General features: G+C 30.0%; 16 protein-coding genes. 7 read left to right on the plus strand and 9 right to left on the minus strand.

All coding sequences use genetic code 11. The annotated features are described in order from the left end of the window. Position 1: 1 nt before the first annotated feature. Positions 2-613, minus strand: a complete 612-nt coding sequence (locus tag MHL31_RS13225) for a DUF4230 domain-containing protein (RefSeq protein ID WP_240226422.1) — start codon at positions 611-613, stop codon at positions 2-4. 26 nt (positions 614-639) lie between these two features. Next, a complete protein-coding gene (gene hemW / locus MHL31_RS13230; RefSeq protein ID WP_240226423.1) occupies positions 640-1,767 on the minus strand; it encodes a radical SAM family heme chaperone HemW in 1,128 nt (375 codons plus the stop codon). Between the two features lie 113 nt (positions 1,768-1,880). On the opposite strand from hemW, the gene MHL31_RS13235 reads away from it, so the two are divergent. Continuing rightward, positions 1,881-2,168, plus strand: coding sequence for a putative quinol monooxygenase (locus tag MHL31_RS13235; RefSeq protein WP_240226424.1), 288 nt, complete (start codon positions 1,881-1,883; stop codon positions 2,166-2,168). A gap of 24 nt (positions 2,169-2,192) precedes the next feature. Here the strand turns inward: MHL31_RS13235 and ruvC are convergent, their stop codons facing one another. The 5 genes from ruvC to MHL31_RS13260 form a co-directional block, all read right to left on the minus strand. After that, positions 2,193-2,747 carry a crossover junction endodeoxyribonuclease RuvC gene (ruvC, locus tag MHL31_RS13240; protein WP_240226425.1) on the minus strand — a complete coding sequence of 185 codons (555 nt, stop codon included), beginning with the start codon at positions 2,745-2,747 and terminating at the stop codon, positions 2,193-2,195. Between the two features lie 75 nt (positions 2,748-2,822). Then, positions 2,823-2,960 carry a hypothetical protein gene (locus MHL31_RS13245; RefSeq protein WP_240226426.1) on the minus strand — a complete coding sequence of 46 codons (138 nt, stop codon included), beginning with the start codon at positions 2,958-2,960 and terminating at the stop codon, positions 2,823-2,825. A gap of 12 nt (positions 2,961-2,972) precedes the next feature. Beyond that, positions 2,973-3,635: a tRNA (5-methylaminomethyl-2-thiouridine)(34)-methyltransferase MnmD gene (gene mnmD / locus MHL31_RS13250; protein ID WP_240226427.1), complete on the minus strand. Its 663-nt coding sequence runs from the start codon at positions 3,633-3,635 to the stop codon at positions 2,973-2,975. A 4-nt stretch (positions 3,636-3,639) separates the two neighbouring features. Further along, positions 3,640-4,071, minus strand: a complete 432-nt coding sequence (locus MHL31_RS13255; RefSeq protein ID WP_240226428.1) for a hypothetical protein — start codon at positions 4,069-4,071, stop codon at positions 3,640-3,642. Beyond that, positions 4,071-4,577, minus strand: a complete 507-nt coding sequence (locus tag MHL31_RS13260; RefSeq protein WP_240226429.1) for a DUF4920 domain-containing protein — start codon at positions 4,575-4,577, stop codon at positions 4,071-4,073. Before MHL31_RS13260 ends, MHL31_RS13255 begins: the two co-directional genes overlap by 1 nt. 124 nt (positions 4,578-4,701) lie before the next feature. Here MHL31_RS13260 and MHL31_RS13265 point away from each other — a divergent pair, with 124 nt between their 5' ends. The 3 genes from MHL31_RS13265 to nadB all read left to right on the plus strand — a co-directional run bounded on the left by MHL31_RS13265 (position 4,702) and on the right by nadB (position 8,493). Next, positions 4,702-5,754: a branched-chain amino acid aminotransferase gene (locus tag MHL31_RS13265; RefSeq protein ID WP_240226430.1), complete on the plus strand. Its 1,053-nt coding sequence runs from the start codon at positions 4,702-4,704 to the stop codon at positions 5,752-5,754. A 141-nt stretch (positions 5,755-5,895) separates the two neighbouring features. Further along, complete coding sequence (gene nadA / locus MHL31_RS13270; protein ID WP_240226431.1) at positions 5,896-6,891, plus strand: quinolinate synthase NadA; 996 nt, start codon at positions 5,896-5,898, stop codon at positions 6,889-6,891. A gap of 6 nt (positions 6,892-6,897) precedes the next feature. Continuing rightward, positions 6,898-8,493 carry an L-aspartate oxidase gene (gene nadB / locus MHL31_RS13275; RefSeq protein ID WP_240226432.1) on the plus strand — a complete coding sequence of 532 codons (1,596 nt, stop codon included), beginning with the start codon at positions 6,898-6,900 and terminating at the stop codon, positions 8,491-8,493. Positions 8,494-8,517: 24 nt separating this feature from the next. Here nadB and MHL31_RS13280 read toward each other — a convergent pair whose 3' ends face one another. Next, a complete protein-coding gene (locus MHL31_RS13280) occupies positions 8,518-10,614 on the minus strand; it encodes a M13 family metallopeptidase (RefSeq protein ID WP_240226433.1) in 2,097 nt (698 codons plus the stop codon). Positions 10,615-10,641: 27 nt separating this feature from the next. Then, a complete protein-coding gene (locus MHL31_RS13285) occupies positions 10,642-11,028 on the minus strand; it encodes a nucleoside triphosphate pyrophosphohydrolase family protein (protein ID WP_240226434.1) in 387 nt (128 codons plus the stop codon). Positions 11,029-11,219: 191 nt separating this feature from the next. Here MHL31_RS13285 and ruvB point away from each other — a divergent pair, with 191 nt between their 5' ends. The 3 genes from ruvB to MHL31_RS13300 all read left to right on the plus strand — a co-directional run bounded on the left by ruvB (position 11,220) and on the right by MHL31_RS13300 (position 15,794). After that, entirely contained in the window at positions 11,220-12,242 is a 1,023-nt protein-coding gene (ruvB, locus tag MHL31_RS13290) for a Holliday junction branch migration DNA helicase RuvB (RefSeq protein WP_240226435.1), read from the plus strand. Positions 12,243-12,320: 78 nt separating this feature from the next. Then, on the plus strand, positions 12,321-14,054 hold the full coding sequence (locus MHL31_RS13295; protein ID WP_240226436.1) for a SulP family inorganic anion transporter: 1,734 nt from the start codon (positions 12,321-12,323) through the stop codon (positions 14,052-14,054). A 3-nt stretch (positions 14,055-14,057) separates the two neighbouring features. Further along, the gene (locus MHL31_RS13300; protein ID WP_240226437.1) at positions 14,058-15,794 is read left to right on the plus strand and encodes a SulP family inorganic anion transporter; all 1,737 of its coding nucleotides are present in this window, start codon (positions 14,058-14,060) and stop codon (positions 15,792-15,794) included. The last annotated feature ends 3 nt before the right edge of the window (positions 15,795-15,797 follow it).

The following is a 15,797-nucleotide window of genomic DNA, read 5'->3' on the forward strand; positions in this document are numbered from 1 at the left end:
ATTATTTATTTAACTCTTTAAGTTCTCCGTTAGGTAATACCAGTTGAGAGTAGTTTAGTTTCCAACCAGAAGTTTCTAACATTTTTTCAATCATTAAAATGGTATCTAAAGCTTCTTTTTTTGCAGAATTTAACAATCCAGTTTCAGGTATTTTAGCCACAATAAATTGTTTTGCTTCTTTTTGAAGGTCAGTTAAATCTGAGGCATCAAATTTATTAAAAATACCATCTTTTTTATCGTAATATTTTACATCGGTTTCAACGGATAGTATTTTTGGTTCTGGAAAATGAGTTAATACTATTTCTTTAGAATCATTATTGGCATCTAACTTAATTTGAGATAAATCGAAACCTATATGTGCTTTTGCGTTTATTAATAAAACAGCTTTTTTTCTGCTTGTAAATAAGTTTAAAAAACGATTTTTGGTGTCTTCAAAATGATAAATTTCAGCAAAATCTCCTTCAACAGAAATTAATTTACAAACGCTTTTTATTTTTTCAATTAAAACTACTGATTGCTTTTCTACTTGATTTACTCCTTTTTTTCTATTGAAAAAAGAAAATCCCCAATATGATGCTATTGCACCTAATAAAATTCCAGTTAATAATTCCATAGTTATTTATTCTTATTCAAATATAGTTAAACTTTAAATAAATCGCTTGCAATTCCATCGGCTAAAAATTTGCCTTTTTGTGTAGTTGTTAATTTTTTTTCTAAAGTAATTTTTAGCAAGCCTTTTTTTATAAATTGTTCTGAATTTTTAATTAATTCATTTAAATAAAGTTCTCCAAAATCGTTATTAATTTTATGCAGGTCAATACCCCAAATGGTTCTTAGGCCAGTCATAATATATTCATTAAATCTATTATTAATTGAAAGGGTTTCAATTTCTAGCGGAAGTATATTGTTATTAATGGCCTTTATGTATTTTGCATTATTTGAAACATTCCAAGCACGTTGTTTTCCGTTAAAAGAATGTGCCGAAGGACCAAAACCTAAGTATTTTTTTCCAAGCCAATAAGAAGTGTTATGTTTTGAAAAGTAGTTAGGTTTTCCAAAATTAGAAATTTCATAATGTACAAATCCTTGTTTTTCAGTTTCGGAAACTAAAATATTAAAATGTTCTAAAGCTTGTTGCTCGTTTACTGCAGGAACTTTTCCTTTTTTAATAAAATTATCTAAAGCTGTGTTTTTTTCTACCGTGAGTGCATAGCTCGAAATATGAGAAACTCCAAAATCAAAAGCTGTTTTTAAATTTTCATTCCATTTTTTGTTACTCATATTGGGTACGCCATAAATTAAATCGATGGTTATATTTTTAAAATAACTGATGGCTGTGGTTAAACATTTTTTGGATTCTTCGGCTGTATGTGCACGGTTCATAAATTTTAAATCGTCATCAAAAAAAGATTGAATTCCAATGCTTAGCCTGTTTATAGGTGAATTTGCTAAGGCTTTAATAGTGCTTTCAGATAAATCGTCAGGATTTGCCTCTAAGGTAATTTCTGGATTTGTAATTACCTTATAATTGCTATAGATAACTTCAAAAATAGCGGTAATTTCTTTGGTGGTTAACAGCGATGGTGTACCACCTCCAAAATAAATGGTTTCAATTAGCTCATTTTCAAACTCATTTTTACGCATTTGTAATTCATTTATAATAGCTAATAACATTTCTTCTTTTCTTTTTATTGAAGTTGAAAAATGAAAATCGCAATAATAACAAGCTTGTTTACAAAAGGGGATGTGAATATATATTCCTGCCAATTTAATTTGTTTTTAGATTTTTCAAAAGTACAACTTAATAGAATACCACAAAAGGTGATTTAGGTTACCGTTGGTGTTAAATCTGTTATGTAAATTTGATAAAAGCCTTTGTTATGTATACCTATATAGTTTCATTTAAAGTTAAAGATGGTGAGGGAATTACTTTTGTTGAATTGCAGAAATTTGAAGAATTGACAGAAGCTAAACCAGCCGGATTGGATCATTTTCATATTTTTAAAGATAGAAATGAAGAAAATCGATATTTTTTAGTTGAATATTGGACTTCTAAAGAAGATCGTATAAGGATGGAAAATTCTAAAGAACATTATTCATTTAAAGAACATAGAAAACTTATAATCGATAAAAAATACGAAACCTACGAATGTGATGTGATAGTATAAAACAGTTTAAAAGCTGAAAGGTTATTACTTTTTTACTCTTTTTTGGTTTTGTTTTACAAAAGCTGCCCAGCCAGTGTAATTTTTACCTGTGGTAACTTTACCACTGTTGTAATAATGACAAACTGCTGCTGCTAATCCGTCTGTTGCATCTAAATTTTTAGGCAATGTTTTAATTTTTAATAGACTTTGTAGCATTTTAGCTACTTGTTCTTTACTTGCATTACCATTACCAGTAATGGCCATTTTTATTTTTTTTGGAGAATATTCTGTTATTGGAACTTCTCGAGTTAATCCTGCAGCCATAGCAACACCCTGTGCTCTTCCTAATTTTAACATGGATTGTACATTTTTACCAAAAAATGGTGCTTCTATAGCAATTTCATCGGGGTGGTACGTTTCTATTAAATGTATGGTTCGTTCAAAAATTAATTTTAGTTTTACATAATGGTCGTCGTATTTTTTTAATATCAGTTCGTCTAACTGCATTAATTCCATTTTTTTATTTACAACCTTAATCAATCCAAAACCCATAATAGTTGTTCCGGGATCAATTCCTAATATAATTTTTTCTGAGCTCAATTTGTTGTTTTATAAGGATTGGATTATTGACTTTTAAAAACTATAAATGGTAAGATAGCGTTTTTTAAAGCAATATTATTTTGGATTTAAAAATCCGGTAATAATGTTTTCAATATTAAACCATAAGAAAATAATTAACAGTAATAATAGTACTAAAATAATTCCTCTTTTATAATTTGGTTTTTTTCGCTTTTTAAATCGTTGTTGTTCCATATTGTAAAATAATTATTTTTTTAAAGCTCTTAACATTTCTCTTTTTCCTGGAGGTCCGGGCAATCTTTCAACAATAAAGCCAACAGATTGCATTGCTCTTCTAACACTTCCTTTAGCGCTGTAAGTTACTAAAACTCCATCGTTTTTTAAAGCATTAAACATAGTTTTAAAAATAGATTCTGTCCATAGTTCTGGTTGCACTCTTGCTCCAAAAGCATCAAAATAAATTAAATCGAACGAGTTAATGTCTTTAATTTCATTAAAAAATTGCTTTCTTTTTGTAAGTGTAAAACTAGGCGTTAAATTATTTTTAATTTCCCATTCCTGTTTGTGCATTAGATTAAAAATGTCTTTAAAATCTGTTGCGCTTAATTCTGAAACATAATTTAACTTATCAATTTCTTCAGCAGCCACAGGGTAGGCTTCAATACCAATATAATTTACTTCTAAATTAAATTTTTGGGCTTCTAAAAAAGTTATAAAACTATTTAAGCCAGTACCAAAACCTATTTCTAATATAGAAATTTTTTTATTAGAAAATAGAGATAATCCATTTTTAATAAAAACGTGTTTAGCTTCTTGTATTGCACCGTGTTTAGAATGGTATTGTTCATTCCATTCCGGTAGATGGATGGTTGAAGATCCATCAGATGTAGTAATTATTTCTCTTTTCAATATTTTATTTTATAAGTAGCTTTTTAATTCTAGGAATTGGTCCGGTACAAGTAGTTTTATGGCAGGCTACGCAAGAGTTTACCATAAGATTAAACTGGTCTTTAACATCGTCTGGAGATGCAGAATAGATAGCTTTTTGATTTTCAAGAAATGCTTTTGAGAAAATTTCAAAACTAGCATCTCTGTCTTTTGGATTGGTTAAAACAGCAGAATGAATATCTAAAAATTTATCGGAAAAATCTCCAATAGCTTCTTTATTTACAATCTTGTTTTTTAAATCTTCATTGGCTTTGTACATTTCTTCCATTAGCAAAGCCATTTCAGAAAATTCATACATTACCAATTCTTCTTCGTTATTTTTAGGTGCTTCTTTTTTTGTAGAATTACACGAAAAAAATAAAACACTTCCTAGAATTAAGAGGGTTAAATTTTTCATTATTTTTTCATTAAAACACCATCTGCTTCAAAAGATAATGTGTATTTAGGTTCTGTTATTGCAGCAATTTCTTCTTCAGATTTGCCTGCATCTTCAGCAAAATGGCGAAGCTCTTCAATTGGGGTAGTTTTAACAAAGGCTTTTCCATTTACAATTACTTCTCTTCCATCTGCATTTAAAGGCATAAAAAAGCCATAGTCTTTAAATTTTACAAAAGCAGTTGTTTCTTCTCCTAAATCTAAATTCATCCAGCAACCTTTTGCTTTACAAACTTCGTTAATTTTAGAAGCGAATTTTACATTAACAGTATCTCCTTCTTTTAAGTCTTTATATTTTTCAGCCATTTGTTCTTTTGTAATAACATTGTCATCTGTTATTTTATCACCAAAAGAAATGTATGCAATTTCCTCTACTTCAGTGGCTTTCTCATTGTTTTTTGCTTTTTCATTTTTACAAGAAACTACCATAAATAAGCCTATAACTACTAATATTACATTTTTTACCATTTCAATTTGTTTAAATTCAACATTTTGAACAAATATATTAAAAATAAAAAACTAACCTAAAAAGCATTTAAAACTTTTTAATGAAAAAAAATAAGTAATTTTGCTTAAACAAAATTTAAGTACAATGGCTTTACATATAGAAAAAATAAAAAAATCTAAAATTTCTGATGTTGATTTTAGTAATTTAAAATTTGGTCAAATATTTACAGACCATATGTTTGAATGTGATTATGAAGATGGTGCTTGGCAAACTCCTAAAATTAGACCTTACCAAGCTATTTCATTTGATCCTTCTGCAAAAGTCTTTCATTATGGTCAGGCTGTTTTTGAAGGAATGAAAGCTTATAAAGATGATGATGGTGATGTTTGGTTATTTAGACCAGATCAAAACCAACAACGTATTAACAAATCTGCAGAGCGTTTAGATATGCCTGCTTTTCCAAAAGAGTATTTTTTCGAAGGTTTAACAGAATTGTTAAAGTTAGATAGTGATTGGGTTCAAAAAGGGGCAGATAGTTCATTATATATTAGGCCTTTTGTTATAGCTACAGAAAATTGTGTTTCTGCATCAGCTTCTACAAGTTATAAATTTATGATTATTTGTTCTCCAGTACAAGCATATTATGGAGGTGAAGTTAGAGTTCAAATAGCAGATAAATACAGTAGATCTGCAAATGGTGGTGTAGGTTTTGCAAAAGCAGCAGGTAATTATGCCGCATCGTTTTTTCCAGCTAAATTAGCTGAAAAACAAGGATATCAGCAAGTTTTATGGACAGATGCTTCTAGTCACGAATTTTTAGAGGAAGCTGGTACTATGAATGTGTTTTTTAGAGTAAATGATACATTATTAACAGCACCTACAAGCGAAAGAATATTAGATGGTGTAACTCGTAAAAGTATAATTCAGTTTGCAGAAGATAAAGGAATAAAAGTAGAGGTGCGACCTATTAGGGTAACAGAAATAATTTCGGCAGCTAAAAGTGGTGAATTATTAGAAATGTTTGGGGCAGGAACAGCAGCTGTAATTAGTCCTATTTTAGGTTTTGCTCATAAAGATGAGAAATTTGAATTACCAAAAGTAGAAAATAGCTATGCTTCATTTATAAAAAAGAGTTTAACAGATATTCAAAGAAACCTTGCAGAAGATAAATTTGGATGGAGATTTAAAGTTCAGTAAGCAAACTTAGTAAGGCTTGCTTAAAAAAATAACTTTTTATAAATTGCAATGCTAAATTAATTTGAAAGTAAACCGATTTCAAATTCGATTTTCTTACTTTTTTTGGCATATTTATTGGTTTAAACCAAGTAAAAAATACATATGGCTACATTAGAAAAAGCAAAACAAAACATAGAAGAAATAGGTTTTTTAGATGTTGATATACCAAAAAGCATCGATTTTGTAAAAGAAATAAAAAAACTAAGAAAAAAGAAAAATGCAATAATTTTAGCACATTATTACCAAGAAGATGCAATACAAGATATTGCTGATTTTGTTGGAGATAGTCTAGCGTTAGCTCAAGAAGCAGCAAAAACAGAAGCTGATATTATTGTTTTTGCAGGAGTGCATTTTATGGCAGAAACTGCAAAAATTTTAAATCCTACTAAAAAGGTTTTATTACCCGATTTAAAAGCAGGTTGCTCTCTAGCAGACTCTTGCCCTCCAGCTGATTTTGCAGCATTTAAAAAACAACATCCAGATCATTTAGTTGTTTCTTATGTAAATACTTCAGCAGAAATAAAAGCATTAACAGATATTGTTTGTACTTCATCAAATGCAGAAAAAATTATAAACTCTATTCCAAAAGACCAACCTATTATTTTTGCACCAGACAGAAATCTAGGGTCTTGGTTAATTAAAAAAACAGGTAGAGACATGTTACTTTGGGATGGTGCTTGTATGGTACACGAGGCATTTTCAATAGATAAAATTTTGAATTTATATGCCGAAAATCCAGGAGCTGAAATAATTGCACATCCAGAATCTGAAGCTCATTTATTAAAAGTGGCTAAATATGTTGGTTCTACTTCGGGCTTATTAAATTATGTAAAAAATAGTAAGGCTAAAACATTTATTGTTGCAACCGAAGTTGGTATTTTGCATAAAATGCGACAAGAATCACCAGATAAAATTTTAATTCCTGCACCTGTTGAAGATGATAGTTGTAATTGCAGTGAGTGTTTTTATATGAAGATGAATACTATGAAAAAATTGTATTTATGCTTAAAACACGAATTACCACACGTAGAAGTTGATTCGGAATTAAGTGAAAAAGCATTGGTTTCAATTGAACGTATGCTAGAACTTTCTAAATAAAATTTAATGAATGCCGAAAAAAAAATAAATAAAACCGATTTTTTAGTAATCGGTTCAGGTATTGCCGGCTTGTCTTTTGCTTTAAAAGCAGCAGAACACTTTAAAGATGCTACAATTACAATAATTACTAAGTACGAAAAAAATGAGTGTAATACTAAATACGCTCAAGGTGGTATTTCAACTGTTTGGAATAAAACGGTAGATTCTTTTGACCAACATATTGAAGATACCTTAATTGCAGGTGATGGAATTTGTGATGAAGCTATAGTTAAAATGGTTGTTGAAAGCGCTCCTGATCGGTTAAGAGAATTAATAGATTGGGGAACAAAATTTGACAAAACTAAAGAAGGAAATTATTCTTTGGGAAGAGAAGGAGGACATTCGCAAGATAGAATTTTACACCATAAGGATATAACAGGAGCAGAAATTGAACGTGCACTTCTTGCGCAAGTAGAAAAAGCTGAGAATATTACGTTTTTAAAGTACCATTATGCAATAGACTTAATAACTGAACATCAGGTTAAGAAAAAGCATATTAAGCGAAAAGAAAAAATAACCTGTTTTGGAGCCTATGTTTTAGATGAAAAAAAGAATATAGTTAAAACTTTTTCTGCAAAAGCAACAATGTTAGCAACTGGTGGTAATGGGCAAGTATATAGTACTACAACAAATCCTATTGTTGCAACGGGTGACGGAATTGCAATGGCATATAGAGCTAAAGCAGAAGTTTCTGATGTTGAATTTATTCAATTTCATCCAACAGCATTATACAATCCAGGAGAATACCCAGCTTTTTTAATTTCTGAAGCAGTAAGAGGTGAAGGAGCCATTTTAAGAGATTATTATGGTGAACGTTTTATGAAGAAGTATGATGATCGTGAAGAATTAGCATCTCGAGATATTGTGGCAAGAGCTATAGATAATGAACTTAAAAAAAGTGGAGCTCCGCATGTTTATTTAGATTGTACACATATAGATTATGAAGCTTTTAAGAAACATTTTCCAAATATTACAGAGAAATGTTTGAGTTTAGGTGTTGATATTAGAAAAGATTATATTCCTGTTTCACCCGCACAACATTATATTTGTGGAGGTGTAAATGTTAACAAAAAAGCTAAAACATCTCTTAAAAATTTATATGCCTCTGGAGAAGTAACAAGAACAGGTTTGCATGGAGCAAATAGGTTGGCTTCAAACTCTTTATTAGAAGGACTTGTATTTTCTCATAATGCATGTGAAAATTTAAAAAAACGATTCCATAAAATTAAAGAACCAAAAAATGTACCTATTTGGAATGACAGTGGAATTGCTAAAAACATGGAAAAAATATTAATTACGCATGATAGAAATGAAGTGAAAACTATTATGAGTAATTATGTTGGTATTGTTCGTTCAAATGAACGTTTGCTTAGGGCTGAAAAAAGGTTAAGAGTATTGTATGAAGATAATAAACGCTTGTATGATCAATCTGAGCTTTCAACAGATTTGTGTGAACTTAGAAATTTAATAACTACAGCATATTTAATTACACAGTTTTCTAAAAACAGAAAAGAAAACCGAGGAGGTTTTTATAGTGCAGATTTAATAAAAAAGGAGCTTTAAAAGCTCCTTTTTTTTGATATAAATTTACCAGATTTTAACTCTATCTTCTGGTTTTAAATACATGTTATCTCCTTCAACAATATTAAATGCTTCGTAAAATGCATCTACATTTTGTAGTGGCATATAAGCTCTATACATTCCTGGTGAATGTGGGTCTGTTTTAATTAAATTTTTCATAGCCTCATCTCTCATAATAGTTCTCCAAATAGTAGCCCAAGACATATAAAAACGTTGTTCAGGTGTAAATCCATCAATAGCTGTAGGTTTTCCATTTTTCTCGTAAAAGATTTGTAAACCATCAAAAGCAGCATTAATACCACCTAAATCGCCAATATTTTCACCTAATGTAAACTCTCCATTTAAATTTACATCATCTATAGCTACTACAGCACTGAATTGGTCTATTAATTTTTTACCTAATGCTGTAAATTGTTCTAAATCTTGTTCAGTCCACCAATTGTTTAAGTTACCGTCTGCATCGAATCTTGCACCTGAATCGTCAAAACAATGTGATATTTCGTGACCAATAACAGCTCCAATTCCTCCATAATTAACAGCTTCATCTGCTTGATAATTGTAGAAAGGTGGTTGTAGAATTGCTGCAGGAAAAACAATTTCATTATTTACAGGATTAAAATATGCATTTACAATTTGTGGTGCCATTCCCCATTCGGTTCTGTCAACTTCTTTTCCAAGTTTATTCATGTTTTTTGTGAAGTTCCATTTTGCAATATTTATAGAGTTTTCAAAGTAAGAACCTCCGTCTTCAATAGCTTTTACATCCAATTCAGAGTAATCTTTCCATTTGTCTGGATATGCTATTTTAACAGTCATTTTATCTAATTTTTCTATAGCTTTTATTTTGGTTTCAGGGCTCATCCATTCTAAAGCATTAATTCTTTTTTCGAAACCTAGCATAACATTTTTAATCATTTCCTCAGCTTTAGCTTTTGCTTCAGGTGGAAATTTTGCATCAACATATAATTTACCTAATGCTTCACCAATAGAACCGTTTAGTGTTGATAAAGCTCTTTCGTTTCTTGGTCTTTGTTGTTTTGCACCTGTTAATTCTTTGCTGTAAAACTCCCAGTTTGCATTTTCTAATTCTTCATTTAATAAACTAGCAGCTCTATCTATGGTTGTCCAGCGTAAATACAATTTAATGTCTTCAATAGAACTTGAAGAGATTATATTTTCAACAGCTTCCATATATTTTGGTTGCATTACAATTACACGTTCAAGAGAATCAATTCCTAAATTTTTAAAGTAAGAGTTCCAATTTATTGAGGGAGTTAAAGCAGTAAGTTCTTCAATAGTTTTTGGGTTGTAAAGTTTTCGTGTGTCTCTAGATTCTTCTTTAGTAAACCTTGGTTCTGCTAAATTATACTCATAGTCAAATATTTTTTGAGCATTTGTTTTTGCCATTTCTTCAGTGTCGCCAAAATATTGTAGCATTTTTGCAATATGTGCTATGTATTTTACTCGTTTTTCTTTGGTGTCTTCATCTTGATCTACGTAATAATCACGAGATAGCCCTAAGCCTGCAGGAGAAACATATCCAGCATTCATTTTACTATCTTTTAAATCGTTAAATACAGAAAATCCAAAAAATCCACCATAGCCATAAGGAGCTAATTCGGTAAGTAAATTTTGTAAATCGTTTATGTTATTTAATGCCTCAATTTTATTTAAAAAAGGCAATACTGGAGCAATACCTTGTTTATCTCTAGTTACGGTATCCATAATAGATTCGTAAAAGTTTACGGCCTTTTTTTGATCAGATTCTAAAGTTAAATTTCCTTGAGCATCTTTTAATTTTGGAAATTTGTTTTCAGCAATTGCTTCATTTAAAATTGTTAGAACATCTTCATCGGTTTTTTTTCTTAATTCGTTAAAACTACCCCAAGAAGTTCTGTCTGCTGGAATTTCAGCTTTATCTAACCAGCTTCCGTTAACATATCTAAAAAAATCGTCGTTTGGTTTTACTGAAGTGTCCATGTTTTCAACAATAATACCTGGTATTTTTTCTATTTCGGTTTGTGGTTCTCCTTTACAGGAAAAAACGAGTGATAATGCTATTATTGAAGGATATAACATTAAGCTTTTAAGTTTGTTTTTCATATTGTTTAATTGTTAGTTAGTTTAAAATTATTTTTTTAACACTTTACCTATGTTTGGCTTAAAATAATTTGGGCCTTTTAATACTTTTCCATCTTCTCTATAAATTGGTTTTCCATTTGCACCTAATTTACTCATATTACTAAGTTGGATTTCATTAAAAACTTCTTCAATTTTATGTTGCATTCCGTGTTCTAAAATTGTGCCACACAAAATGTACAGCATATCGCCTAGTGCATCAGCAACTTCTATAAGGTCATTTTTTTTTGCAGCTTCTAGGTATTCTTCGTTTTCTTCAGCCATTAAATCGAACCGTAGTTTTGATTTATTTTCTGAAAGTTGTGCAATTGGTTCTTGGTTAATACCAAGTCCAAATGCTTCGTGAAATTCTTGTACTGCTTTTAATTTGTTTTTCATTTAATTACGGGTTCTTTATACTACAAATATAGGTTTTTTTATAAATGTTTAATTTTAAGTGTTTTGTTTAGTAGTATAGAGATTAAAGCTTTAGTTTGAGTAACTTAAATTAAAATAACTACATTAATTTAGAATAGAGAATCGTCATTAATTTTTTTATATCTTCGTGCTATCAAAGTAACGCTATAAATATGAACGAAAACTTAAATCCTGAGAACACAGATTATTCGAGAGAGGAATTAGATGTTGAAAAAAAATTAAGACCACTAAGTTTTAATGATTTTACAGGACAGGAACAAGTTTTAGAGAACCTTAAAATATTTGTTGAAGCTGCTAATTTAAGAGGTGAAGCTTTAGACCACACCTTGTTTCATGGGCCTCCGGGTTTAGGGAAAACTACCTTGGCGCATATTTTGGCAAATGAATTAAATGCGGGTTTAAAAATTACTTCGGGACCCGTTTTGGATAAACCTGGTGATTTAGCAGGTTTGTTAACAAATTTAGGTGAAAGAGATGTGTTGTTTATAGATGAAATACACAGGCTAAGTCCAATTGTAGAAGAATATTTATACTCGGCAATGGAAGATTATCGAATAGATATTATGATAGAATCTGGACCTAATGCTCGAACAGTTCAAATAGATTTAGAACCATTTACCTTAATTGGAGCAACAACACGTTCGGGATTATTAACGGCACCAATGCGTGCCCGCTTTGGTATTAGTAGTAGGTTGCAATATTATAATAAAGAATTACTTACCAATATTATACAGCGAAGTGCAAAAATTTTAAAAATGCCTATTGCAATGGAAGCTGCTATTGAAATTGCAGGTAGAAGTAGAGGTACACCTAGAATTGCAAATGCTTTATTAAGAAGAGTACGCGATTTTGCACAAATTAAAGGAAATGGTACCATTACTATTGAAATTGCTAAGTTTGCTTTAAATGCCTTAAATGTTGATGCGTACGGGTTAGATGAGATGGATAATAAAATTTTAATAACTATTATAGATAAATTTAAAGGAGGCCCTGTTGGTATTAGTACCTTAGCAACTGCTGTAGGTGAAAACTCAGAAACAATTGAGGAGGTTTATGAACCATTTTTAATTCAAGAAGGTTTTATTATGAGAACACCAAGAGGTAGAGAGGTTACACATTTAGCATATAAGCATCTGGGAAGAACTAAAGGTGATACACAAGCAGAATTATTTTAATAATATGTAATTCTTGTAACAATACTAAAAATATAGCAGCTTACTTTTGTTAATGCATAAAACTCTAAACGTACTATTATGAGTTTATATAAAATATTTCCTTTTTTGACTTGGCTTCCTCTAGTCAAAAAAACTTGGAAAGATGATTTAATTGCCGGAATTACAGGTACTGTTATTGTAATACCACAGGCAGTAGCATTTGCAATGATTGCAGGTCTACCACCAATTTATGGTTTTTATACAGCCATGATAACTCCAATTATAGCAGCTTTATTTGGGTCTTCATACCATTTAATTTCGGGACCTACTACAACAGGTTCAATCGTAGTTTTTTCAATTATAAGTAAGTTTGTAACACCCGAATCAGATTTACAAGCATTTATTTCATTAGCTATTCTGTTATCGTTTATGGCAGGTATTTTAAAACTGCTAATGGGATTGGTTAAAATGGGGAAATTAGTAAACTTTGTTTCTTATACTGTAGTAATAGGTTTTTCCGCAGGTGCTGGAATTTTAATCGCTTTTAAACAGTTAAAACATGTATTTGGCGTAAATGTTCCGCAAGGAAGTTCGTTTTATGAAATTGTTTCCTACATATTTTCCCATATTAAAGAAACAAATTTGTATGTATTTAGTGTTGCTTTAACAACGCTTTTATTGGCTCTTTTAATAAAAAAAATTAAATACTTTTCTAAATTAAATATGTTGTTAGCAATGATTTTAGGAAGTGTGTTAGCAATTTTGTTAGGAGGGGACATACATAATATTGAAACAATAGGAAATGTTCCGTCTAATTTACCACCTTTTAGAGTCCCTAATTTTAATTTTGAAGATATGAGAATGCTAACCTCAGGTGCAATTACATTGGCTTTAATTGGTTTAGTTGAAGCAGTTTCAATTTCTAGGGTAATTGCTATGAGTTCTCATCAAAAATTAAATAATAATCAAGAGTTTGTTAGTCAGGGATTAACAAATATTATTTCTAGTTTTTTTTCATCTTATGTAAGCTCAGGTTCTTTTTCTCGTTCCGGTGTAAATTATCAGGCAGGAGCTAAAACACCGTTAGCAGCAATATTTTCTGCAGTAGGTTTGTTATTAGTTGTGTTGTTTTTTGCAAGTTATGCTTCGTATTTAGCCAAGCCTGCAATGGGTGGTATTATTTTATTGGTAGGTTATAATTTAATAGATTTTAAGCGAATTAAACAAATTATAAAAAGTAGTAAACGAGAGTTTCTTGTATTAATAGTAACGTTGTTAGGTACGTTGTTTTTAGAATTAGAAACCGCATTGTTTTTAGGAATATTTATTTCGTTGTTTTTTTATTTAGACAAAACATCAAACCCAAATATAGCAGTTGTTGGAAAAAATATAGAAAATAAATTTATCAATATAATTAGAGATAAAACAAGTAAAGAAAGTCCACAAATAAAAATGATAAGAATTGATGGCTCAATTTATTTTGGAGCAGTTGATGGTATTTCTAAATATTTTACGGACTTATATGATAAAAATGAACAAAAACACTTGTTAATTCTAGCCAATGGTATTAACTTTATAGATATAGCTGGTGCAGAATGGTTATCTCAAGAAGTATTAAAATGGAGAAGTAGAGGTGGTGGTATCTATTTTGTAGGATTAAAATTAATTAGTCAAGATGTGCTTAAAAAAGGAGGCTTTATAAAATTAATTGGTGAAGAAAACTTTTTTAAAGATAAACATACAGCAATTGCTACCATATATAAAAAACTAGATAAAGAAGTTTGTGCTACCTGTACTGTTAAAATTTTTGAAGAGTGTAGGTTAAAAGTTTAAAAAATGAATTTAAAAAAATACGTACCAATTTTAGACTGGCTTCCTAACTACAAAAAAGAGTGGTTAAAAGGAGATTTAGGTGCCGGTTTAACAGTAGGAATTATGCTAATTCCACAAGGAATTGCTTATGCTATGATTGCTGGTTTACCTCCAATTTATGGTTTATACACAGCAATGATTCCACAAATTGTATATGCTATTTTTGGAACTTCACGTCAATTAGCGGTTGGTCCTGCTGCAATGGATTCTTTAATAGTTGCATCTGGAGTTGCTACTTTAGCTCAAATAGGAACTGAAAATTTCATCGAGTTTGCAATTTTATTGGCATTTATGGTAGGCTTTTTACAAGTCGTTTTTGGGTTTTTTAAATTGGGTTTTTTAGTTAATTTTTTATCAAGACCAGTAATAAGTGGATTTACATCTGCTGCGGCATTAATTATTGGTTTAAATCAATTAAAGCATTTATTTGGAGTTGAAATAATGCGAGATAATAAAATACAGACGCTTGTTATTGAGGTTTTTAGACATGTAAAAGAAATTAATTGGATTACTTTAATAATTGGAATAAGCTCCATATTTATTTTGATTTTTTTAAAACGTTTAAAGTCTAAAATTCCTGCTGCATTGGTGGTTGTGGTTTTAGGTATTGTATTGGTTCGTGTATTTCATTTAGAACAGTACGGAATTCAAATATTAGGAGAAATACCTAAGGGTTTACCTGAATTTACAATTCCTAAATTTGAAAAAAACACATTAATTGATTTGTTTCCAATAGCGTTAACACTTTCTTTTATCGCTTTTTTAGAAGCAATATCTGTAGCTAAGGCGATGGAAATTAAACATACGGGTAATAAGGTAAAGCCAAATCAAGAATTAGTTGCAATCGGTTTAGGAAATATTGTTGGATCTTTTTTTCAAGCTTATCCATCTACAGGTGGTTTGGCAAGAACAGCTGTTAATAACCAAGCGGGAGCAAAAACACCATTAGCTGCTATTATTTCTAGTTTAATTGTTGGTATAACATTGTTGTTTTTAACACCTGTTTTTTTCTATTTGCCTAAAGCAGTATTGGCTGGAATTATAATAGTTGCCGTATATAGCTTGTTAGATTTTTCAACACCAAAAGAATTATTAAAATATTCTAAAATTGAATTGGTAATTTTAATTACCACATTAGTTTTTACAGCCACAATAGGTATAAAAGAAGGTATATTAATAGGGGTTTTATTATCTTTAGTAATGTTAATTTATAGAAGTACAAAACCACATTTTGCTGTATTAGGTCAAGTAAAAGACACTACTTTTTATAGAAATGTGGATCGGTTTGAAGGACTCTTAAATACAACAGAAGATGTGTTAATTGTACGATTTGATGCGCAATTGTATTTTGCAAATATTTCATTCTTCAAAGATAAATTAGAAGAGTTTGTATCCGAAAAAGGTTCTAAATTAAAACTGATCATAATTGATGGAGAAAGCATAAATAGTATTGATAGTTCAGGGGTTTCTATGCTGAAAGAACTAATACATAAGTATAAAAATAAGGGAATAGATATTGATTTTAGCGGTATGAAAGGTCCTGTTAGAGATGTTTTAGATAAAAGTGGAGTTATAGAAAATATAGACTATTCTAACTGTTTTATGAGTATTCAGCATGCTGTAGAAGCCTTTGAGGACCGAAAAATTAATAAACAAATAGAACGAAAATATTTTGAATACATTAAACAAACAAATCGTTAAAGT

It is taken from the genome of Lutibacter sp. A80 (genome assembly GCF_022429645.1).
Lineage (GTDB): Bacteria > Bacteroidota > Bacteroidia > Flavobacteriales > Flavobacteriaceae > Lutibacter.